17 protein-coding genes are annotated in these 20,245 nt (G+C 70.2%); 11 read left to right on the forward strand and 6 right to left on the reverse strand.

Translation table 11 applies throughout. The annotated features are described in order from the left end of the window. Nucleotides 1-96 precede the first annotated feature (96 nt). Nucleotides 97-954, forward strand: coding sequence for a tRNA pseudouridine(38-40) synthase TruA (gene truA, locus ACGFR9_RS04620; protein WP_393202889.1), 858 nt, complete (start codon nt 97-99; stop codon nt 952-954). A gap of 10 nt (nt 955-964) precedes the next feature. Here truA and ACGFR9_RS04625 read toward each other — a convergent pair whose 3' ends face one another. Then, nucleotides 965-1,846 carry a hypothetical protein gene (locus ACGFR9_RS04625; protein ID WP_393202891.1) on the reverse strand — a complete coding sequence of 294 codons (882 nt, stop codon included), beginning with the start codon at nt 1,844-1,846 and terminating at the stop codon, nt 965-967. 74 nt (nt 1,847-1,920) lie between these two features. Here ACGFR9_RS04625 and ACGFR9_RS04630 point away from each other — a divergent pair, with 74 nt between their 5' ends. The 4 genes from ACGFR9_RS04630 to glmM all read left to right on the forward strand — a co-directional run bounded on the left by ACGFR9_RS04630 (nt 1,921) and on the right by glmM (nt 5,986). Further along, complete coding sequence (locus ACGFR9_RS04630; protein WP_393202893.1) at nt 1,921-3,117, forward strand: glycosyltransferase family 87 protein; 1,197 nt, start codon at nt 1,921-1,923, stop codon at nt 3,115-3,117. 233 nt (nt 3,118-3,350) lie between these two features. Further along, on the forward strand, nt 3,351-3,794 hold the full coding sequence (gene rplM, locus ACGFR9_RS04635) for a 50S ribosomal protein L13 (RefSeq protein WP_393202895.1): 444 nt from the start codon (nt 3,351-3,353) through the stop codon (nt 3,792-3,794). A gap of 42 nt (nt 3,795-3,836) precedes the next feature. After that, nucleotides 3,837-4,349, forward strand: a complete 513-nt coding sequence (gene rpsI, locus ACGFR9_RS04640) for a 30S ribosomal protein S9 (protein ID WP_393202897.1) — start codon at nt 3,837-3,839, stop codon at nt 4,347-4,349. A gap of 278 nt (nt 4,350-4,627) precedes the next feature. Then, nucleotides 4,628-5,986 (forward strand): phosphoglucosamine mutase, encoded by a 1,359-nt coding sequence (gene glmM, locus ACGFR9_RS04645; protein WP_393202899.1) that lies wholly within the window; start codon nt 4,628-4,630, stop codon nt 5,984-5,986. Nucleotides 5,987-6,113: 127 nt separating this feature from the next. Here glmM and ACGFR9_RS04650 read toward each other — a convergent pair whose 3' ends face one another. The 4 genes from ACGFR9_RS04650 to coaA all read right to left on the reverse strand — a co-directional run bounded on the left by ACGFR9_RS04650 (nt 6,114) and on the right by coaA (nt 14,755). Then, complete coding sequence (locus tag ACGFR9_RS04650) at nt 6,114-7,418, reverse strand: hypothetical protein (protein WP_393202901.1); 1,305 nt, start codon at nt 7,416-7,418, stop codon at nt 6,114-6,116. Between the two features lie 22 nt (nt 7,419-7,440). Next, a complete protein-coding gene (locus ACGFR9_RS04655; RefSeq protein ID WP_393202903.1) occupies nt 7,441-12,342 on the reverse strand; it encodes a ricin-type beta-trefoil lectin domain protein in 4,902 nt (1,633 codons plus the stop codon). A 460-nt stretch (nt 12,343-12,802) separates the two neighbouring features. Then, entirely contained in the window at nt 12,803-13,750 is a 948-nt protein-coding gene (locus tag ACGFR9_RS04660) for a DUF389 domain-containing protein (RefSeq protein ID WP_393202905.1), read from the reverse strand. 15 nt (nt 13,751-13,765) lie between these two features. Beyond that, nucleotides 13,766-14,755 (reverse strand): type I pantothenate kinase, encoded by a 990-nt coding sequence (gene coaA / locus ACGFR9_RS04665; protein WP_393202907.1) that lies wholly within the window; start codon nt 14,753-14,755, stop codon nt 13,766-13,768. 220 nt (nt 14,756-14,975) lie between these two features. Here coaA and ACGFR9_RS04670 point away from each other — a divergent pair, with 220 nt between their 5' ends. Further along, nucleotides 14,976-15,764, forward strand: coding sequence for a hypothetical protein (locus ACGFR9_RS04670; protein WP_393202909.1), 789 nt, complete (start codon nt 14,976-14,978; stop codon nt 15,762-15,764). 127 nt (nt 15,765-15,891) lie between these two features. Further along, on the forward strand, nt 15,892-17,739 hold the full coding sequence (glmS, locus tag ACGFR9_RS04675; RefSeq protein ID WP_393202911.1) for a glutamine--fructose-6-phosphate transaminase (isomerizing): 1,848 nt from the start codon (nt 15,892-15,894) through the stop codon (nt 17,737-17,739). Nucleotides 17,740-17,743: 4 nt separating this feature from the next. Here the strand turns inward: glmS and ACGFR9_RS04680 are convergent, their stop codons facing one another. Continuing rightward, nucleotides 17,744-18,127, reverse strand: coding sequence for a winged helix-turn-helix transcriptional regulator (locus ACGFR9_RS04680; protein WP_393202913.1), 384 nt, complete (start codon nt 18,125-18,127; stop codon nt 17,744-17,746). Nucleotides 18,128-18,233: 106 nt separating this feature from the next. On the opposite strand from ACGFR9_RS04680, the gene ACGFR9_RS04685 reads away from it, so the two are divergent. The 4 genes from ACGFR9_RS04685 (at nt 18,234) to ACGFR9_RS04700 (ending at nt 20,211) form a co-directional block, all read left to right on the forward strand. Beyond that, entirely contained in the window at nt 18,234-18,635 is a 402-nt protein-coding gene (locus tag ACGFR9_RS04685; protein WP_393203976.1) for a RidA family protein, read from the forward strand. A 141-nt stretch (nt 18,636-18,776) separates the two neighbouring features. After that, nucleotides 18,777-19,148 carry a holo-ACP synthase gene (locus tag ACGFR9_RS04690; protein WP_393202915.1) on the forward strand — a complete coding sequence of 124 codons (372 nt, stop codon included), beginning with the start codon at nt 18,777-18,779 and terminating at the stop codon, nt 19,146-19,148. Further along, the gene (locus ACGFR9_RS04695; RefSeq protein ID WP_393202917.1) at nt 19,145-19,276 is read left to right on the forward strand and encodes a hypothetical protein; all 132 of its coding nucleotides are present in this window, start codon (nt 19,145-19,147) and stop codon (nt 19,274-19,276) included. The genes ACGFR9_RS04690 and ACGFR9_RS04695 overlap by 4 nt, the downstream gene beginning before the upstream one ends. A gap of 98 nt (nt 19,277-19,374) precedes the next feature. After that, a complete protein-coding gene (locus ACGFR9_RS04700) occupies nt 19,375-20,211 on the forward strand; it encodes an RNA polymerase sigma factor SigF (RefSeq protein WP_393203978.1) in 837 nt (278 codons plus the stop codon). Nucleotides 20,212-20,245: the final 34 nt, after the last annotated feature.

Raw genomic sequence — 20,245 nt, forward strand, 5'->3', positions numbered from 1 at the left:
ATGTCGATACAGCCCCGCGCCCCTGCGGGGGCACGTTCGCGGGCCCGTTTCCTTTCAGGAGCGGGCCCGCTTTCGTGTGGGTGAGAGGATCTTCGGGTGAGTGACGAAGTTGAGGCCGGGTTCGTGCGTGTGCGGCTTGATCTGTCCTATGACGGGGCCGAGTTCTCCGGGTGGGCCAAGCAGGCCGGGGGGCGGCGGACCGTGCAGGGGGAGATCGAGGACGCCCTGCGGACCGTGACGCGCTCCGGGGGGACGACGTACGAGCTGACCGTGGCGGGGCGGACCGACGCCGGGGTGCACGCGCGCGGCCAGGTCGCGCATGTGGATCTGCCCCGGGAGGTGTGGGCCGAGCACCACACCAAGCTGCTGAAGCGGCTCGCGGGACGGCTGCCGAGGGACGTACGGGTGTGGGCGCTGCGGGAGGCGCCCGGCGGGTTCAACGCACGGTTCTCCGCGATCTGGCGGCGCTACGCCTACCGCGTCACCGACAACCCGGGCGGGGTGGACCCGCTGCTGCGCGGGCACGTCCTGTGGCACGACTGGCCGCTGGACGTCGACGCCATGAACGAGGCCGCCCGCCGGCTGCTGGGGGAGCACGACTTCGCCGCGTACTGCAAGAAGCGGGAGGGCGCCACCACCATCCGGACCCTCCAGGAACTGAGCCTGGAGCGCGGCGGTGACGGGATCATCACCGCCACCGTCCGCGCCGACGCCTTCTGCCACAACATGGTGCGCTCACTCATCGGCGCGCTGCTGTTCGTCGGCGACGGCCACCGCCCGCCGGACTGGCCGGGCAAGGTGCTGGCGGCGGGCGTACGGGACTCGGCGGTCCATGTCGTACGCCCGCACGGCCTGACCCTCGAGGAGGTCGGCTACCCGGCCGACGACCTGCTCGCGGCCCGCAGCAAGGAGGCGCGCAACAAGCGCTCCCTGCCGGCGGCCGGCTGCTGCTGAGGAGGTCCCGCTACTCGTTCGCCGCCGCGGAGGCCTGAGCCTCGCCTCTGCGGCGGATCTGGCGGAACGTGAACTCCTGGAGATCGTCGCCGGTGGTGAAGACCGGGGTGTCCTTCTCCGTCACGTTCTTGCCGGCGGTGAAGCCGGCGACGGTGAAGTAGGCGTAGCGGCCGTAGGCGTTGGTGGTGGTGCGGCAGACCGCGCCGGAGCAGAAGTCCTTGACGCCGCCGCCCGACAGCGACTTGACGACGCTCTTCTTGTCCGCCTGCTGCTTGGCCTTCGTCGCCTGGGCCTCGGTGTCGAAGACGGCCACACCGACCGTCACCGCCATGTCGTCCTTGGTGTAGGTGACCCGGATCAGCCGCGTGCAGTCGTTGTCGTTCAGGACCTTCGGCAGCGTGGCCTTGGCGGCCGAGGCGCAGTTCTTGGTGTCCGCCGTCGGGCCCTTCTTGTACACCGTCTCACCCATCGTCAACTGGGTGCCGGGGAACAGGATGTCGGGGCTCAGCGGGGCCTTGTCCTTCTTCGCGCTGGCGACGAAGTCCTTCGGGTCCAGCGGCGGCGGGGCGCTCGTCGGAGCGAACGACGGGACCGTGCCCGTCGGGCTCGGCAGATCCGAGGTCCCGGGCAGCTGGGAGGACGTGCCCGGCGAGGCCTCGTTGCCGCCGTTCGCCGAGACCACGGCGACCGCCACGGCCGTGCCTATCGCGACGGTCGCGAGGGCGCCGCCGCCTATGAACAGCAGCCTGCGGCGCTTGGCGCGGGCCTCGGAGGCGTCGGCGAGCGCCGCCCAGTCGGGTGACCGGCCGGAGCCGCCGCCGTCCCAGGGCTGCTGGGAATTCGGTTTCCAGGGATCCCACTGCTGCGGAGGTCCCCCCTGCCCATAGCTCATGGGGCGCATCTTAGACGGGCCGAGGGGTGTGCTGGTCCGCGTCAACGGGTGCGGCAGGGCCTAGCGTTGCGCGCATGGCGACGGGCAAAAGCGACATCTCCGGGTGGTTGGTACGACCCGCGCACGGCTGTCTGTGGGCCGGACTCGCGGCGGTGCTGGGGGCGCTGACGGTGCATACGGTGCTGGTGACCTCGGACGGAGGCATGGACAACGCGATCGTCGTGGACGCCGCGCGGACCTGGCTGGCCGGTGGTTCGCCGTATGACGACCGGCACTTCCTCTATTTCCCGAGCGCGGTCGTGGCCGCCGCCCCGCAGGCGCTGCTGCCGCGCCCCGTGCTCGACGTGGCCGTGCCGGTGGCGGTCGTCGCCGCGCTCGCGCTGGGCTGGGCCTGTGCCCTGCGGCTGCACCGGGTGCCGTTGCGCAGCAGGCTCGCCGCCCTCGGGCTGCTGGGCCTCGCGGCCGGGTTCGCGCCGTTCGGGCAGCTGGTGCGGCTGGGTAACTGGACGGTGACGGCCGTACTGGCGCTGCCGCTGTGCCTGCTGCTGGCGAGCCGGGGCCGGTGGGTGGCGGCGGGCGCCGTCATCGGGGTGGCGGTGGCGCTGAAGCCGCTGCTCGCGCCGATGGCGCTGCTGTTCCTCTTCGCGCGCCGGTGGCGGGCCCTGGCCGTGCTGGTGCTGGTGCCCGCGGCCGCCTCGGTGACGGCGGCGCTGTTCCTGCCCGACCCCACCGGCTTCCTCACCCGCACCCTGCCGTTCCTGCTGCGCGGCGACGACGCCTTCGTACGGCTCTACGAGGCCTCGCCGGCGGCCGTGCTGCCCCGGCTCGGCGTACCGGAGGCCCCCGCGGTGCTGCTGGGCCTGCTCGCGGCCGCCGCCGGGGTGGTGTGCGCGTACCTGCGCTGGCGCGGGCCGGGACCGACGCCCCTGCGGCTGGCGGAGACGTCGGCGGCGCTGATGCTCTCCGCGTTCCTGGTCTCCCGCCCCTCCTACAACCACTACCTCCTGGTCGTCCTGCCGCTGCTGCTCGCCGGTCTGCCGTACGCCGGGGCGGTGGCGCGGCGGCCCTGGTTCTGGCTCGCCCTGGTGCCGCAGCTGCCGGGCGTGACCTGGCCGTGGCTGGAGCCGCCCAGCCGCCGGGCCTTCCGGGACGCCCTCACGCTGGTTCTGCTGGCCGCGACGGTCGCCCACCACTGCGTACGGGGGACGCGGGAGGGGGCCCGCCGGGGCGGGCCCGCGGGGAAGCGGCGACCGGCCGTAGAATCGGTGTAGCCCACCACGGACGGGCTCGTTTTGACCCGTCCGGCCGACGGTGGGTATCCTGCATGTTCGTTGTGTGTAGTGGCTTGCTCATTCTCACGTGAGGGGCCCTTACACCGGTCCACCGGGACCGATGACCAGCGACCAGCGCGCGGTTTGCGTCACCGCGGAGCGGTCTGGGCTGTCGTGATCGTCTTCGGTGACCTTGTCAGGACCATTCACTGAAGAAGCGAAGGCTACGAACCGTGCGTACGTACAGCCCCAAGCCCGGCGATGTGACGCGCCAGTGGCACGTCATCGACGCTCAGGACGTCGTCCTGGGTCGTCTGGCCACCACTGCGGCCTCCATCCTGCGCGGCAAGCACAAGCCGATCTACGCCCCTCACGTCGACACCGGTGACTTCGTCATCATCATCAACGCCGACAAGGTGCACCTCTCCGGCAACAAGCGGACCCAGAAGATGGCGTACCGCCACTCGGGCTACCCGGGTGGTCTGCGCTCCGTCCGCTACGACGAGCTGCTCGACAAGAACCCCGAGAAGGCCGTCGAGAAGGCCGTCAAGGGCATGCTCCCCAAGAACACCCTGGGCCGTCAGATGCTCTCGAAGCTGAAGGTCTACTCGGGCGACCAGCACCCGCACGCTGCCCAGCAGCCGGTGCCGTTCGAGATCACCCAGGTCGCGCAGTAAGTCCGGCCACCCCCTAAGACTGAACAGAATCTGAGGAGCATCGTGGCCGAGACCACTGCCGAGCAGCCGCTCGAAGAGCTTGACATCGACAGCTACACCACCGAGTCCGAGGTGCCCGTCGAGGGCGAGTACACCTCGGAGTCCATGGCCTCCCGCTTCGGCGAGCCCCAGCCGGCCGCCGGCCTGGGCCGCCGCAAGAACGCCATCGCCCGCGTCCGGATCGTCCCGGGCACCGGCAAGTGGAAGATCAACGGTCGCACCCTCGAGGACTACTTCCCGAACAAGGTGCACCAGCAGGAAGTCAACGAGCCCTTCAAGGTGCTCGAGCTCGACGACCGTTACGACGTCATCGCCCGCATCGCGGGTGGCGGTGTCTCCGGTCAGGCCGGTGCGCTCCGTCTCGGTGTCGCCCGCGCGCTGAACGAGGCGGACGTGGACAACAACCGCGGCGCGCTGAAGAAGGCCGGCTTCCTCACGCGTGACGACCGTGCGGTCGAGCGCAAGAAGGCCGGTCTGAAGAAGGCCCGTAAGGCCCCGCAGTACAGCAAGCGCTAAATCCCAGGCGCTCGCGCGTACTCCGAACGCCCCGGCGGCACGCCACAGTGCTGCCGGGGCGTTCGTTTATTCACTGCCGTGGGCGTATAACGGCACAAGGTGCTCAAAGGCTAATGTGATCGGATGGTCGGCGTTATGGGGAGCCGCATTCACCTCGCGACCGTCGAACACATCACAAGCTCCGCCAGCGGTACGAACGGCGACCGCGCGGACGGGTCCAGCGCCCCGGCACAGCCCCGGCGACGGCTCTCGATACTGACGCTTCCTCAGGAGGACAAGTGGGACGACTCTTCGGCACGGACGGCGTGCGCGGTGTCGCCAACGCGGACCTGACGGCGGAGATGGCGCTCGGCCTGTCCGTCGCCGCCGCGCACGTACTGGCCGAGGCGGGCACGTTCGAAGGACACCGGCCCACCGCCGTGGTCGGCCGTGATCCGCGCGCGTCCGGGGAGTTCCTGGAGGCCGCCGTCGTCGCGGGCCTCGCCAGCGCGGGCGTGGACGTCCTGCGGGTCGGGGTGCTGCCGACGCCGGCCGTGGCACACCTCACCGGCGCGCTCGGCGCGGACCTCGGCGTGATGCTCTCCGCCAGCCACAACGCCATGCCGGACAACGGCGTCAAGTTCTTCGCCCGCGGCGGTCACAAGCTCGCCGACGAGCTGGAGGACCGCATCGAGTCCGTGTACGAGGAGCACCGCACCGGCGCTCCCTGGGACCGTCCGACCGGCGCGGGGGTCGGTCGCGTGCGGGACTACGGGGAGGGGCTGGACAGGTACGTCGCCCATCTCGTCGGTGTCCTCCCGAACCGGCTCGACGGGCTGAAGATCGTCCTCGACGAGGCGCACGGCGCCGCCTTCTCCGTCTCCCCGGAGGCGTTCACCCGGGCGGGCGCCGAGGTCGTCACCATCGGCGCGGAGCCGGACGGGCTGAACATCAACGACGGCTGCGGCTCGACCCATCTCGACCGGCTGAAGGCCGCCGTCGTCGAGCACGGCGCCGCGCTGGGCATCGCGCACGACGGCGACGCCGACCGGTGCCTCGCCGTGGACCACACCGGTGAGGAGGTCGACGGCGACCAGATCCTCGCCGTACTGGCGCTCGCGATGCGGGAACGTTCCGCACTGCGCTCCGACACCGTCGTCGCGACCGTGATGTCGAACCTCGGCTTCAAGCTCGCCATGGAACGCGAGGGCATCCGCTTCGTGCAGACCGCGGTCGGCGACCGCTACGTCCTGGAGGAGATGAAGTCCAAGGACTACGCCCTCGGTGGCGAGCAGTCCGGCCACGTCATCATCCTCGACCACGCCACGACCGGCGACGGCACCCTCACCGGACTGCTGCTCGCGGCCCGGGTCGCCCAGACCGGCCGTACGCTCCGCGACCTCGCCTCGGTGATGGAACGCCTCCCGCAGGTCCTGATCAACGTCCCCGACGTCGACAAGTCCCGGGTGAAGACCTCCGCGGAACTCGCCACCGCCGTCACCGAGGCCGAACACGAACTCGGCGAGACGGGCCGTGTACTCCTGCGCTCCTCCGGCACGGAACCGCTGGTCCGCGTCATGGTCGAAGCGGCGGACATCGACCAGGCCCGCTCGGTCGCGAGCCGCCTGGCGGACGCGGTGAAGTCGGCGCTGGGCTAGGACCTGCCCGGCGGATCTCGACACGACGCGGCCCGCGTCCTCCCGAGAGGGGAGGACGCGGGCCGCATCCGTCCGGCACCGCCGTCCCGCGCCGTGGTGTGGGCGAGGATGCTTCAAGGGCGCAGGTTCACGTCGCTCCCTGAACGAGTTGCTCGATCTCGTCGACGTGGTGCTCCCCGTACCCGAACCGTCTGCCGATCGCCTCGTACCTTTCGTACTGCGCCCGAGTGATCGGTACGGCCAGGGGTCGCAGCACTCTCAGGAGCAGCCGGAAGCCCAGATCGGGATCGACCCGCGCAGCCACCTGCTCCAGAGCGGTGATGACCTTTTCCGCAGGGAGCGGCTGCCAGTGCGGACTGATGGCCCTGTCCGTCGCCTTGAGCGCCGTCTCCCGGACTTCCGACAACACCACGTCCGCCCATGCCGTTCGCGGGGGCGGAACCACAGGGGTGTACGCGGGGGCGACCTCCCTCAGACGCTCCTCGCACACGTCCGCGACCAGCCGTAGCCAGTCCCGTCCGTCGACGCGCAATGCCGCGTCCGAGACGGCGACCCAGAGGGTGGTGATCAAGTCGTCGGACAGGGGAGAGCGCAGCAGACGCACCGCGTCTTCCCGCAGGAGAGCCGCCGCCGTGCCCGGGGACTGCCCGGGCTCGTCTCCGTCGGCCACCGAACGGATCTCTCTGCGGGCGACTCCGGCATGCCAGTCCTGGTGGGCGTTCCCGGCGAGCCGGGAAAGACCGAAGTCCCACGGGGTGTCACGGCGGGCCGTGTCGATGGGCGGCCAGTCGACGTCGAGGCCGTCGCGGACGACCGCGACCGGGTACCCGAGCTGCTCGCCGATCCCGAGGAACCTGTCGTACCGGTCCTTCGAGACGCGAACGCGGCAGGCCTTGAGCGCTCTCAGGAAGAGCCGGAAGCCGATATCGGCGTCGGCCAGCGTGACCACCCGCTCCAGCGCCGAAACGAGATCCGGTGATGTGCGGTCGCTGGTCAGGTCTGCTGCCAGTCCATGGATCTCCGTCACCACATCGCGGCACAGACCTTCGTCCCGGACCGGCCGGACCGGAGCCGGGACGTAGGAGCGTCTGTTCTGCCGGAGGCGATTCACGGACAGATCCGAGAGGGACCGCAGCCATGTGCGGGTGTCCACGCCATGGTCGGCCGGATCGAAACTCCGGCCGACCGCGGCCAGCCACACCGTGTGGAGAACCTCCTCCGGCAAGGAACCGTCCAACAGACGCCGGGCATCCTCCCCCAGTTCCACGGCCTCCTCGCCGTCGGACCCGTTCGCCGACCCGGCAGCGGCCGCGAGCGCGGCAGCGAGGTCGACGGCGGGGCCGTCCGGGGAGCACAAGAGCTCCGCCAGGGCGGTGAGGCCGAAGTCACCGGAGTAACCCAGCTCGACGTACGTTGAACGGTCCTGTGGCATGCATCGTCCTCTTCGGCGGGTGTTACTTCGGGTAGGCCGTCTTGACGACGAACCCGTACCGGCCCTGTCCGGTGTGGCCCTTGACCTTCATCAAGATGACCACGACCTCGTTACCGGCATCCTCGATGGTTCTCCCGTCCGGGTGGTACCGCTTGCCCAGGGAGGGATACGCATCCCATGTCCCCGTGATCGTCCGGTACTGCTCACCCTCTCTGGCCTTCGCAGCCCAGTCCTGGAACTTCTTCCACTTGTCGTGGTCGAAGACCTTCTGGCCGCTTGCGGTCCGCTTGCTGAAGTAGTCGCCGACCACTCGGTCCACGGCCTGCTGAGCGATTTCCTGGCTCTTCCAGACGGTGTTGGGCTGGCCCTTTCGGGCAGCGAGCCGGAACGCTTCGGCAGCATCCGGCCGCACGTGTTCCTTCAGCGTGTGGATCTCATAGTGCCGCAGGGCCGCAAGATCCTCGTCGCCCAGGTTCAGGCAGTTGTGGACCATCACGTCCGCCGCCCCGGCTCCCTCGGTGCGCACGTAGAAGGTGTGCAGGCGGTCGACGGTGAGGTCGTAGACCCGACGTGGGGCGAGCCCCGGTCGGTCGTGTACGCCGGTCACGGCACGGAGCGTTCCGTCGGGGCTGACCAGCCGGTCACCCGGGCGCAGTTCGGAGGCGAGGACCCAGCCGCGTCCACTGGTGCGGATCTTGTGTCCCGCCGTGGTGTCCAGGCTGCTGCCGCCGGCCAACGCGATGGTCACCAGCCGTTCGGTGTCATGCCGGAACGTGTCGGTCACCGTCTCGGCGCGGGGCTTTCCGCCGCCGGGGGCAGCGGCCAAGACCTGGTCGCCCTCCCGCACGTCACGGATCATTCTGCGGGTACCGTCGGCCATCAGCACCAAAGTGTCACCGGGGAAGCTGTTGACCCTGCATGCGGTGATGACGTCCTCGTAGGCGTTCACGCCCGCCTCGATCTTGGCCAGTGTCGCCGGGTCCAGATCCAGAGTCCTCAGAGCCCTGAACGCATCGGCGACTCCGATCCCGGTCTTCATCGCGGCGTCCAGGGCGCGGATTCCCTCGGCGATCTTTTCGAACGCCTTGCCGGGGATGAAGTTGCTCGCCGCCCAGGCACAGCCGCTGACGCTGCCGTGCCAGCAGTCGACGAAGTCCTGGACCAGGACCGCCTTCAATATGCGGTAGACGACGGTCTGCTGGATGAGGTCCAGCTTGCTGAAGTGCTGGGTGACGTCCTTCTTCAAGCCGGTGAAGGGCTTCCGCTCCAGGAACAGGGTGTCCTCGGAGGGACAACCGGAGGATGTCGCGGGGACGTCCGGGTTGACGCACAGGTAGTAGTCCACCGTGACGCTGAAGGTCACCGCGAAGGTGACGGTACAGCCCTCGAACCCGATCTCTATGACGCAGTCGTTCTTCTGCTGGGCGTCGGTGATCTCGAACGTGTCCTCGTCGACCACGTAGAACGTGCCGCCGATGCCCGTGCCGGCGCCCGACGAGACCTGCTGGTTCGCCTGGTTGCGCTCGGCGGCCTCCGCCGCTTCCTGGGCCTCCTCCGCGTATTTCAGGGCGTCCTTGGCGGCTTCCTCCGCCTCGGTGGCGGCGGCGTCCGCGCGGGTGGCCGCCGCGCGGGCCTCCTTCGCGGCCTCCTCGGCCTCTGTGGCGGCGCTACGGGCTGCCGCCGCGTCCAGGGCCGCCTCGTCGGCGGAGTCACGGGCGGCCTTGGCGTGGCCTTCGGCCCGGCCCGCCGCCTTGTCGGCGGCCTCCGCGTCCTCGGTGGCCTGACGGTCGTACTCCACCGTGCGGGCCAGCGAAGCGACGGCCTTGGACGCGGCGAGAGCGGCGTCGGCGGAGTAGCCGAGGGCCTCCTTGGCGTAGCCGCGGGCGTCCGAGGCGTACCCGGCGGCGTTCGCCGCGTGGACATAGGCCTGCTTCGCGTCGCCCTGTGCCTGATCGGCCAGGTTCTGCGCGGCCGAGGCCTCCGACTGCGCGTTCTTGGCGTGTGCGTCGGCCACGGCCTTCTGCTGCTCGGCGATCGACTTCGACGCCTGCCCCGTCAGCACCACCAGGCTCGCGGCGGAGTCCGTGGTGACGTAGGGGGAGCCGAGCTGGATCGCGTCGTTCGCGGGCGCCGCGACCTGCTGGGCGGAGTTCCCCGCGTCCACCGCGGCCTGCGCGGTGACGTGGGCGAAGCCCGCCGCCTTCGCCGACGCGACGACGGCCTTGCCGGCCTCCTTGCTCGCCTCGTTCGCGTGCGACTTGGCGGTTTTGGCCTGTGCTTCCGCCTCGTCGGCCAGTTCGACGGCCGTCTTCGCCTCGGCGGCGGCGTGCTTCGACGCCTGGATGGCGTCCGCCGCGGCACTCGTCGCGGTCTTCACCGCGGCGTCGGCCTTCAGCTTCGCCGCCTGGGCGCCGTCCGACGCCGCACGGGCCCGCTTGGCGGCGGCCTCGGCACGGGTCGCGGCGGCGTCCGCCTCCGCGGCCGCCGTCGTCGCGGCGTCGGCCGCGGAACGGGCCCTCGTCGCGGCCGCCTCGGCGTCGTCGGCGTGCCCGGCGGCCGCGTCGGCCGCCGCCCTGGACTCCTGGGCGTTGCTGTCGGCCTCGTGCGCCTGGGCGTACGCCTCCTTCGCGTCCGCCTTCGCGCGCGCGGCGTCGGCCTTCTGCTCCGCGTCCCAGGCGTCGTCGCGCAGATCGCGGGCCTTGTCCTTGGCCTTGACCGCGGCGTCCCTCTTGTCGGACGCCGTGCCCTCGGCCGCCTCCGCCTTGTCCCGGGAGTTCTTGGCCTTCGTCGCCTCGCTCTCGGCCGTCCTACGGTGCTCGGCGGCCTCCGCCTGCTTGGCGGCGGCCGTCTTCTTCTCCGCCTCGGCCGTCTTCTCCTCGGCCTCGGCGGCCAGGCGCTTGGCGTGCGCGTCGGCGGCGGCCGTCTTGGCCTCGCCCTCGGCCTTCAGCGCCTCGGCGAGCTTGGCCTCCGCGGTCTCCTTGTCCTTCTTCGCGTTGTCCCGGTGCACCTTGGCCGCGTCGGCGGCCGCCTTCGCCTGCAGTTCGGCGGTGTGGGCGGCCTCACGGCGGAACTCGGCCTTGGACTGGGCGGCCTGGGCGAGCGCCCGCTGGGCGATGGTCTCGCCGTCACCGGCGGACGCCCGGGTGGCGGCCTCGGCCGTCTCCGCGGCCTTCACCAGTGCTTCCAGCGCGGCCACCGCACCCTTGGTGACCTGTGCCTTCTGCTGACCCGACAGCAGACCGCGGCCGCGCGGCGCACCCTTGGCGTCGGCTACGGCGTAGGCGGCCTGAGTGGCGGTGTCCGACGAGGTGCCGGCCTTCTTCGCCACCTCGAACTGGGCCTTGACAGCGGCGAGCTGCTTCTTGGCCTGCGTCTGGGCGTCGGTGACACCCTTCTTCGCCTTGGTGAACTGGGCCGTGTCCGGGTACGACAGGCTGTCGGTGCCCTTGTGGCCGGACGGCTTGATCAGGAACTTCTGCGAGGACGCGTTCTTGCAGTCCCACAGCCGCGCGTCCGTGCTCTTGGTGAACGCGCTCAGGTCCAGGCACTTGCCGGTGGTCACGCTCTTCAGGGGAGCGGTGGCGCGGGCATCGCCCTGCCAGGACTGCCCCTTGGACTTGTAGCAGTCCGAGATCTGGATCTTCGTGCCGTTCGCCGAGGCGTTCCCGGCGACGTCCAGGCACTTCTGCGAGCCGACGTTGCGCAGGTGGAGGTCGTCCTCACTGCCCTCGAGCGTCCACTGCTGCGCCGCGCCGCCGTTGCACGTGTAGATCTGGACGGGCGTGCCGTTGGTCTTGCCGCCGCCGGCGACGTCCAGGCAGCTGCCCTTCGCGCCCGGCACCTCGACCGTCACGGTGCTGTCGCCGATCCAGCCCACACCGCCGGCGGACCAGTAGTCCTGCCAGCGGACGAGGTGGTCCGCGATCCAGGACTGGCCGAGCATGTCGGCCATGGCCTCGGAGCCCTTCGTCAGGGCGGTGGTGGCCTCGCGGTTGGCGTCGAGGATCTGGTTGCGCTGGACGGCCTGGGCGCCGATCTCCTGCTGCCACTCCTGCGCGGCGACGTCCTCCATCCCGCGCAGGACCTGGTTCGGGTCGATCGGGTCCTGCCAGGCGCAGGACGCGAACCGTGTCTTCAGGTCCTCGACGGCGATCCGGTACTCCGGCGTGCCCGGCTCGGGAGCGGTGCGGGGGAAGCCGCCGGAGGCCAGGAACAGCCGGGCGTCGTCCGCGCTCATCGGGTCGAACCCGTCCGTCAGCTCCTCGAACGCCCGGGTCTCGTAGTACCGCGGGTCCGGATCGCTGGACTCCTCGCCGTAGAGCGGGGCCCCGAGGTCGGTGACGGCCTTGACGACCTTCTCGTCCGCCGCCGGGGTCGGGTCGTAGAAGCTGAACTCGGCGTTCCAGTCGGGGCCGCCGGCCCATTTGCCGAGCCCGGTCTGGTCGTAGAAGTCGTCGCCCTCGTGGACGCCCGGCACCCACTGGAACCCGGTGACGGTGAATCCGGCGGGGACCTCAAGGCCGTCGAGGGGCCTCTCCCACGCGTCCCGGCGCGAGTAGAGACGGTCCCAGGTGGCGGCCCAGTCGTCCTTGTCCTTCTCGTACGCCTCGCGCAGCGGACCGTCGGAGGCTCCGTCCAGATCGGCCAGTTCGCGCAGCTTCTCCGGGGTCTGGTCGAGGGCGTTCTGCGCGAAGCCGTACATGCCCGGCCCGCCCAGCCGCAGCGCGTCGTTCATCAGGCACTGGTCGAACCGCAGTTGCTCGTCGGCGGTGGTCTCGTACCAGTCGTCGGGCCGGTCGCTCGACTGGGCACCGACGGGAGTACCCATGGGTTCGGGCCGTACGACGAGTGAGGCCAGCACGGCGACGGCGGTCAGCAGGAGGACGATACGGGCGAGTGCCCGGTGTCTCGCCGATGTCACCATCGGGAGGACAGGTGATCTGGAGCGCAAGGGCGCATCCCCTTCGAGTGGCAGGAGACGGCCGGGAGGGCGCCCGTGAGGGCGCCTCGACTCTCGTGGAGTCAGGAACCGTGACGGTCGTCCGGTAGGGGATGCACGGATGGCAGACGGTATGGCATGCGACGCGCCCCTCCCCGTTGCGGCGCTGTTCCCCCGGTCGCTGATGGATGTGCGCGGCACGGGCTGGTCGGGCCCGGCTGCGCGGGCGTAACACTAGGCAGTTGCCCGGGTACGGGGAAGAGTGACCGGTTCCGTCTCCGGAGGAGGTTGGCGTGATTCTGACTACCGGTCGGTAGAGGTCCTCGTTCTCCGTTTTCGCACGCCTCATGGGGCGCCTGTGAAGTTCCGGTGATCGAGTGATGACCGAAGTGGTCGTATGTCGATCGAAGTTGGCCGGTAATGCGCAATAGTCGCTGAGCTGCTGTCAGCTACGAGCCCGCTTGCGCAGCCGCTCGTGCTGACCCGACCAGAAGTACTTCTGCGCCAGCAGTGTCGCGGTGCCCGACAGCGTGATTCCGAGCAGGTTGAGCAGCAGCTGCTCGGTGGAACCCCAGGTCTGGACCGTGTCGCCGTAACTCAGCGCCACCGCCGCGTTCGCGGCCGCCGGGACCGTCGTCACCGAGATGGCGACACCGACCAGCGCGCCGGACTTCGCGGACGTCAGGGAGAGCGTGCCCGCCGCGCCCGCCAGCAGCGCCACCACGAAGGAGAACCAGTCCGGGGCGTACACGAAACCGGTCTGCGGCCGTTCGCCCTCCAACCGCTCCTCGGTGAACAGCCCCACCGCGTCCATGAAGACGCTGAACCCCACCGTCACCGCCATCGCCACCACGAAACCCACCAGCAGGGCGATCACCGACCGCAGCGCGAGGCGCGGCCGGCGCTGCACCGCCGCCGTGCAGATACCGGCCAGCGGCCCGAACTCCGGGCCCACCGCCATCGCGCCCACGATCAGGACCGCGTTGTCCAGCACCACACCGCAGGCCGCGATCATCGTGGCCAGCGTGAGGAACGCGAGATAGGTGACCGAGAGCGTCGACTCCTCGTGCGTGGCCTCCGTCAGGTGCTCCCACAGCACCGCGTCCGCGCCCTCGCCCGGCGCGTCCTTCTCCGCCTGCTCGGCCCGCTTCGACAGTGACAGGCCGATGTCGTCCGCCGCGATGGAGCCGTCCGTCTCCAGCCCCAGCCGCTGCAGCTCGCTCAGCAGGTCGTCGCCCGCCTCCCGCGCCACGTCGCACAGCACCAGGTCCCCCGCGGGGTCACGGGCCGCGCCCGGCAGCACACACAGATGCGCGGTGCCGACCGTCCCCTCGATCAGCCGGACCACGTCTTCGGTCTTCCCGGCCGGTGTGATCAGTCGCAGGTGCAGCATGGCGGCAGCGTAACGTCAGAGTTTGCGCAGGCTGAGGCGCTGGACCTTGTGGTCGGGGCCCTTGCGCAGCACCAGCGTGGCCCGGCCCCGGGTCGGGACGATGTTCTCCACCAGGTTGGGCTTGTTGATGGTGCGCCACATCGTGCGGGCGTAGTCGAGGGCCTCCTCCTCGGAGACCTGGGTGTACGTGCGGAAGTACGACGACGGGTCCTGGAACGCGGTCTCCCGCAGCCGCTTGAAGCGGTTGAGGTACCAGCGCTCGACGTCCTCCGTGCGGGCATCCACGTACACGCTGAAGTCGAAGTAGTCGGCGAGGCCCACGCGCGTACGGCCGTCCTGGCCGGGCAGGGCCGGCTGGAGGACGTTGAGTCCCTCGACGATCAGGATGTCCGGGCGGCGCACGGTGAGCTTCTCGCCCGGGACGATGTCGTAGATCAGGTGGGAGTAGACGGGGGCGGTGACCTCCCCCTTGCCCGCTTTGATGTCGGCGACGAAACGGGTCAGCGCGCGGCGGTCGTACGACTCGGGGAAACCCTTCCGCGACATCAGGCCCCGTTCCTGCAGCTCTTTCGTCGGCAGCAGGAAACCGTCCGTCGTCACCAGCTCCACGCGCGGGTGCTCGGGCCAGCGGGACAGCAGGGCCCGCAGCAGACGGGAGACCGTGGACTTGCCGACCGCCACCGAACCGGCGACCCCTATGACGAACGGCGTGCCCGACTGGGAGCCCTTCTCACCGAGGAACGTGTTCAGGGCGCCGCGCAGTCCGTCGGTGGCGCCGACGTAGAGATTGAGCAGCCGGGACAGCGGGAGGTAGATGTCCCGCACCTCGTCGAGGTCGATGACGTCACCGAGACCGCGCAGCTGTTCGACCTCCGCCGCCGACAGGGGCAGCGGAGTCTTGTCGCGCAGCGCGCTCCACTCGGCACGGGTGAGGTCCATGTAGGGAGTCGCCTCCGGCCGCTGCCGGTGGGCGCTCCCGGGTATCGAGGAGACCGGAGAGATCACAGTCCATTGTTAACGGAGTTGGAACGAGGCGACAGGTGGGCTGTGTCACGCCGCCCGCCGGGCCCTTGGTCGTCGGTGGTCGCCCCAGGTCACGCGGTCGTCACGGTCGCATACCGGGTGATCATCCGGTGATCGTCTGTGCGGCCGCTGTGTAAGGAATCCGTTTAAGGTGCGCGCATGTGTCGCGGATTCCTCCGCGCCTTCGAGAAAGAGTTCCCACGTGAGAACCACCGCCGTCCGCCGTACCGCTCTCGCCGCCTCCGCCGCCGCGCTCGCCCTCCTGGTCACCGCCTGCGGTGGCTCCGGCGACGAGGACAAGGCCGGCGACAGCAAGGGCAAGGGCGACTCGAGCGCCTCCGCGTCCGCCGAGCCCGCGGCGAAGGCGCTGTCCGCCGCCGAGCTGGAGAAGGCGGGGCTGGCGCAGGCGGACGTCAAGAGCGGCAAGGTGGCCACCAAGGTCGTGGCGACGGACGACATCGCCAAGGACCAGGTGAAGACGGAGGACGCGGCCTGTCTGCCGCTGGCCCACGCCCAGGCCGGGGTGCCCCAGAGCGAGCCGTCGGCGACCGTGAAGCGGTCCTGGACGGGCGAGCCCGTGAAGCCGTCCGAGGGCACCAGCCCCGAGGACACCCTGCTGGCCGCTCTCGACGTCGACAAGATGCTCATCACTCTCGCCTCCTACGAGGGTGACGGTGCCGCGCAGGCGATGAAGGGCCTGACCGACGCCGCCGGGAAGTGCGCGGGCGGCTACACCGCCACCGTGTCCGGCGAGGCCATGAAGGTCGTCAAGGTCACCACGGCCGCCGCGGAGGGCGGTGACGAGAGCTCCGCCGTCACCCTGACCGTCGCCGCGGACGAGGACATCCAGGCACCCAACAAGATCATCGTGGTGCGCAAGGGCGCCACGCTGGTCACCTTCAGTGCCGTCAACCTGGCCGCCATGGCCACCGGTGAGGACTTCGACATCCCGGCGGACGTCGTCGAGGCCCAGGTCGGCAAGCTCGGCTGAGCCGGTCTCACATTCCTCGGATCCCGTTCCCACCGGTGCACGGACACGTTCGTGCACCGGTGGGAATTTCCGATTCCGGGCACGCGGAAGCCATTTGCGGCCGCTGACGGACCGTAGGCTGCCGGGCATGTGCGGAATCGTGGGATACGTGGGGCCGCAGTCGGCGCTGAACGTCGTGACGGCCGGACTGAAACGGCTGGAGTACCGGGGGTACGACTCGGCGGGCGTCGCCGTACTGGCGGACGGAGGCCTGGCCACCGCCAAGCGGGCCGGGAAACTCGTCAACCTGGAGAAGGAGCTGGCCGAGCGGCCGCTGCCGAACGGCACCACCGGCATCGGACACACCCGCTGGGCCACCCACGGCGGCCCGACGGACGCCAACGCCCACCCGCACCTCGACAACGCCGGCCGGGTCGCCGTCGTCCACAACGGCATCATCGAGAACTTCGCCGCCCTCCGCGCCGAGCTGGCCGAACGCGGCCACGACCTCACCTCCGAGACGGACACCGAGGTCGTCGCCCACCTCCTCGCCGAGGAGTTCTCCGCGTGCGCCGACCTCGCGGAGGCGATGCGGCTCGTCTGCCGCCGCCTGGAGGGCGCGTTCACCCTGGTCGCCGTCCATGCGGACGAACCGGACGTGGTCGTCGGCGCGCGCCGCAACTCCCCGCTGGTGGTGGGCGTGGGGGAGGGCGAGGCGTTCCTCGCCTCCGACGTCGCCGCGTTCATCGCGCACACGCGGGACGCCATCGAACTGGGGCAGGACCAGGTGGTCGAGCTGCGCCGCGACGCGGTGACGGTCACCGACTTCGACGGAGGCGCGGCCGACGTCCGCGAGTACCACGTCGACTGGGACGCCTCCGCCGCCGAGAAGGGCGGCTACGACTACTTCATGCTCAAGGAGATCGCCGAGCAGCCGAAGGCGGTCGCCGACACGCTGCTGGGCCGCATCGACGGGTCGGGTTCACTGACCCTGGACGAGGTCCGCATCCCGGCGGGTGTCCTGCGCGAGATCGACAAGGTCGTCGTCATCGCCTGCGGTACGGCCTTCCACGCCGGGCTGATCGCCAAGTACGCCATCGAGCACTGGACCCGGCTGCCCTGCGAGGTGGAACTCGCCAGCGAGTTCCGCTATCGGGACCCGATCCTCGACCAGCAGACCCTCGTCATCGCCATCTCCCAGTCCGGCGAGACCATGGACACGCTGATGGCCCTGCGCCACGCCCGTGAACAGGGCGCCCACGTGCTGGCGATCTGCAACACCAACGGCTCGACGATCCCGCGCGAGTCGGACGCCGTGCTGTACACGCACGCGGGCCCCGAGGTCGCGGTCGCCTCGACCAAGGCATTCCTGACCCAGCTCGTCGCCTGCTACCTGGTCGCGCTGTACCTCGGCCAGGTGCGGGGCACCAAATGGGCGGACGAGATCCGGGCGGTGGTACGGGACCTGTCGTCCATCGCCGGTGCGGTGGACCGGGTGCTGGAGACGATGGAACCGGTACGGGAGCTGGCCCGGTCGCTGGCCGGGAAGAACACGGTGCTGTTCCTGGGCCGGCACGTGGGCTACCCGGTCGCCCTGGAGGGCGCGCTCAAGCTGAAGGAACTCGCGTACATGCACGCGGAGGGCTTCGCGGCGGGCGAGCTGAAGCACGGGCCGATCGCGCTGATCGAGGACGACCTGCCGGTGGTCGTGGTCGTCCCGTCCCCGCGCGGCCGCTCCGTCCTCCACGACAAGATCGTCTCCAACATCCAGGAGATCCGGGCGCGGGGTGCGCGCACGATCGTCATCGCGGAGGAGGGCGACGAGGCGGTCGCGGCATACGCCGACCACCTGATCCGCGTCCCGGCCACCCCGACCCTGCTCCAGCCGCTGGTGGCGACGGTGCCGCTGCAGGTCTTCGCCTGCGAGCTGGCGACGGCGCGGGGCAACGAGGTGGATCAGCCGCGGAACCTGGCGAAGTCGGTGACGGTGGAGTAGACGGTCAGGCGTCGAAGTGGCGGCGCGCGGTCTCGATGTGGCCGAGGTGCTGGTGGGTCCAGCCGCACATGGCGTCGACCGTGGCGCGCAGGCCACGACCCGGCTCGGTGAGGGTGTACTCGACCCGTGGCGGCACGGTGGGGTACACCTTCCGGTCGACCAGGCCGTTGCGCTCGAGCATGCGCAGGTTCTGGGTGAGCATCTTGTGGCTGACGCCCTCGACCTCGTTCCGCAGCTCGCTGAAGCGCAGGGTGCGCTCGCCCAGCGCCTCGATGATCAGGAGCGCCCACTTGTTGGCGACGTCGGAGAAGATCTCCCGCGCCAGTGAGTCCGCCCTCCTCAGGTCGGCGTCCTCGGGCAGACCCTTGAGCAGCTGCTTGGTCACCATCAGGTTCCTTAGTCACCGAAAAGTGCGTTCTTCCAGGTCAGCGCTCACTCTCCTACGGTTTCCGAGTAACCACAAGAGAGTGAACCGAACCGAGAGGGCGAGCACCATGGCCACCATCGACGTCTTCAACCACAACGTTCCGGCCGAGAGCGCCTTCGGCTATGCGCAGGCGATCAGGTCCGGCGATCTCATCCATGTCTCCGGGCAGGTCTCGTTCGACGAGAAGGGCGAGTTCGTGCACGCGGACGACTTCGCCGCCGAGCTCGAGCAGACCCACGTCAACATGGACAAGGTCCTGGCGCACTACGGGGCCACCCGGAACCAGGTCGTCTCGCAGGTCCTGTACCTGGTGAACCTGCAGCGGAACGCCACGCCGACGATGGAGGGCAACCTGGCGTACTTCGGCGATCACCGCCCGGCCAGCACGGTCGTCGGCGTCGCGGAACTGACGTTCCCCGGCCAGGCCGTCGAGATCAGCTTCATCATCGACACGAAGCTGCCCGCCTGAGCAGGCCGACGGCCAGGATCGGCCAATCCCGCCACCCGCCACCCGGCGGGTGGCGGGTGGCCCGGCAGGGGAGTGACGGGAGCCACCTGAAGGCGGGCGCTCAGGGCATCCACCCCCGCCCCACCGCAATAAAGTGCCCGTATGAGCATCATCGGAGTCGGGATCGACGTGGCCGAGATCGAGAGGTTCGCGGAGTCGTTGGAGCGTACGCCCGCGTTGGCTCAGCGGCTGTTCCTGCGGAGCGAGTTGCTGTTGCCCAGTGGGGAGCGGCGCGGGGTCGCCTCGCTGGCCGCGCGGTTCGCGGCGAAGGAGGCGATCGCCAAGGCGCTCGGCGCTCCCGCGGGGCTGTACTGGACCGATGCCGAGGTGTGGTGCGAGGACAGCGGGCAGCCCCGGCTGCGGGTGACGGGGACGGTGGCCGCGCGCGCCGCCGAACTCGGTGTGCGGTCCTGGCATGTCTCGCTCAGCCATGACGCCGGGGTCGCCTCGGCGGTCGTGATCGCGGAGGGGTGAGCACCGTGCTCGCCTTCCCCGGGGTCGGCGTCGACCTGCCCGTCTGGGGTGACGCGTTCCTGGTCGCCGCCGCCGTACTCACCGTCGTTTTCGCTCTCGTACGGCTGCTGCGCGACCGCCGTCGTTGACCCGGATGCGTGCTTCGGCTGGACCGGGGTAGACGCTGGTAGCCGGTGCCCGGAGCGGGAGCCGAACTAACAGGGAGGGCGGAACAGTGACGTCGACGATGGCGCGGACCGACCGAGCGCAGACAATGACCGAGCTGCCGGAGGTCGCCCAACCCGGCCAGGTCGCGCCCAGGGACGCCCGTGAACTGTCCAAGCAGTTCTTCCGCCGGCTGACGGAGCTGGAGGAGGGCACGCACGAGTACCAGTACGCGCGCAACACCCTCATCGAGATGAACATGTCCCTCGTCCGCTTCGCGGCCGGCCGGTTCCGCAGCCGCGGCCCGGAGGAGATGGAGGACATCGTCCAGGTCGGCATGATCGGCCTGATCAAGGCGATCGACCGGTTCGAGCTGTCCCGCGAGGTGGAGTTCACCTCCTTCGCGATCCCCTACATCGTCGGCGAGATCAAGCGGTTCTTCCGGGACACCTCGTGGTCCGTGCATGTGCCGCGCCGCCTCCAGGAGGCCCGGGTGCAGCTCGCCCGCGCCACCGAGGAACTGCGCAGCCGGCTCGGCCGTACGCCCACGACCGCCGAACTCGCGCAGCTGATGAGCCTGACCGAGGACGAGGTCAACGAGGCCCGGATCGCCTCCAACGGCTACAACTCCGCCTCCCTGGACGCCGCCATCGGCAGCGAGCCGGACGGTGAGAGCGTGCTCGCGGACTTCATCGGCTCCGAGGACGCGGCGCTGGAACTCGTCGAGGACTTCCACGCGCTCGCCCCGATGATCGCCGACCTCGACGAGCGTGAGCGCAAGATCGTGCACTGGCGGTTCGTGGAGGAGCTGACCCAGGCGGAGATCGGCGAGCGGCTCGGCTGCTCCCAGATGCATGTGTCGCGGCTGTTGTCCCGCACGCTGAAGCGGCTGCGGGCGGGGATGCTCACCACGAGCTGAGGAACCTGACCGGCGTACGCGTACGAACGGGGTG

Source organism: Streptomyces sp. NPDC048584 (genome assembly GCF_043199595.1).
GTDB classification, from domain to species: domain Bacteria; phylum Actinomycetota; class Actinomycetes; order Streptomycetales; family Streptomycetaceae; genus Streptomyces; species Streptomyces edwardsiae.

What these genes read in the sequence shown, in the direction of transcription:
- ACGFR9_RS04685 (WP_393203976.1), top strand. Translation starts at nt 18,234, where the DNA reads ATGGCCACCATCGACGTCTTCAACCACAACGTTCCGGCCGAGAGCGCC.
- ACGFR9_RS04630 (WP_393202893.1), top strand. Translation starts at nt 1,921, where the DNA reads ATGGCGACGGGCAAAAGCGACATCTCCGGGTGGTTGGTACGACCCGCG.
- ACGFR9_RS04650 (WP_393202901.1), bottom strand. Translation starts at nt 7,418, where the DNA reads ATGCCACAGGACCGTTCAACGTACGTCGAGCTGGGTTACTCCGGTGAC.
- ACGFR9_RS04655 (WP_393202903.1), bottom strand. Translation starts at nt 12,342, where the DNA reads ATGGTGACATCGGCGAGACACCGGGCACTCGCCCGTATCGTCCTCCTG.
- ACGFR9_RS04625 (WP_393202891.1), bottom strand. Translation starts at nt 1,846, where the DNA reads ATGAGCTATGGGCAGGGGGGACCTCCGCAGCAGTGGGATCCCTGGAAA.
- ACGFR9_RS04660 (WP_393202905.1), bottom strand. Translation starts at nt 13,750, where the DNA reads ATGCTGCACCTGCGACTGATCACACCGGCCGGGAAGACCGAAGACGTG.
- ACGFR9_RS04680 (WP_393202913.1), bottom strand. Translation starts at nt 18,127, where the DNA reads ATGGTGACCAAGCAGCTGCTCAAGGGTCTGCCCGAGGACGCCGACCTG.
- ACGFR9_RS04690 (WP_393202915.1), top strand. Translation starts at nt 18,777, where the DNA reads ATGAGCATCATCGGAGTCGGGATCGACGTGGCCGAGATCGAGAGGTTC.
- glmS (WP_393202911.1), top strand. Translation starts at nt 15,892, where the DNA reads ATGTGCGGAATCGTGGGATACGTGGGGCCGCAGTCGGCGCTGAACGTC.
- ACGFR9_RS04700 (WP_393203978.1), top strand. Translation starts at nt 19,375, where the DNA reads ATGGCGCGGACCGACCGAGCGCAGACAATGACCGAGCTGCCGGAGGTC.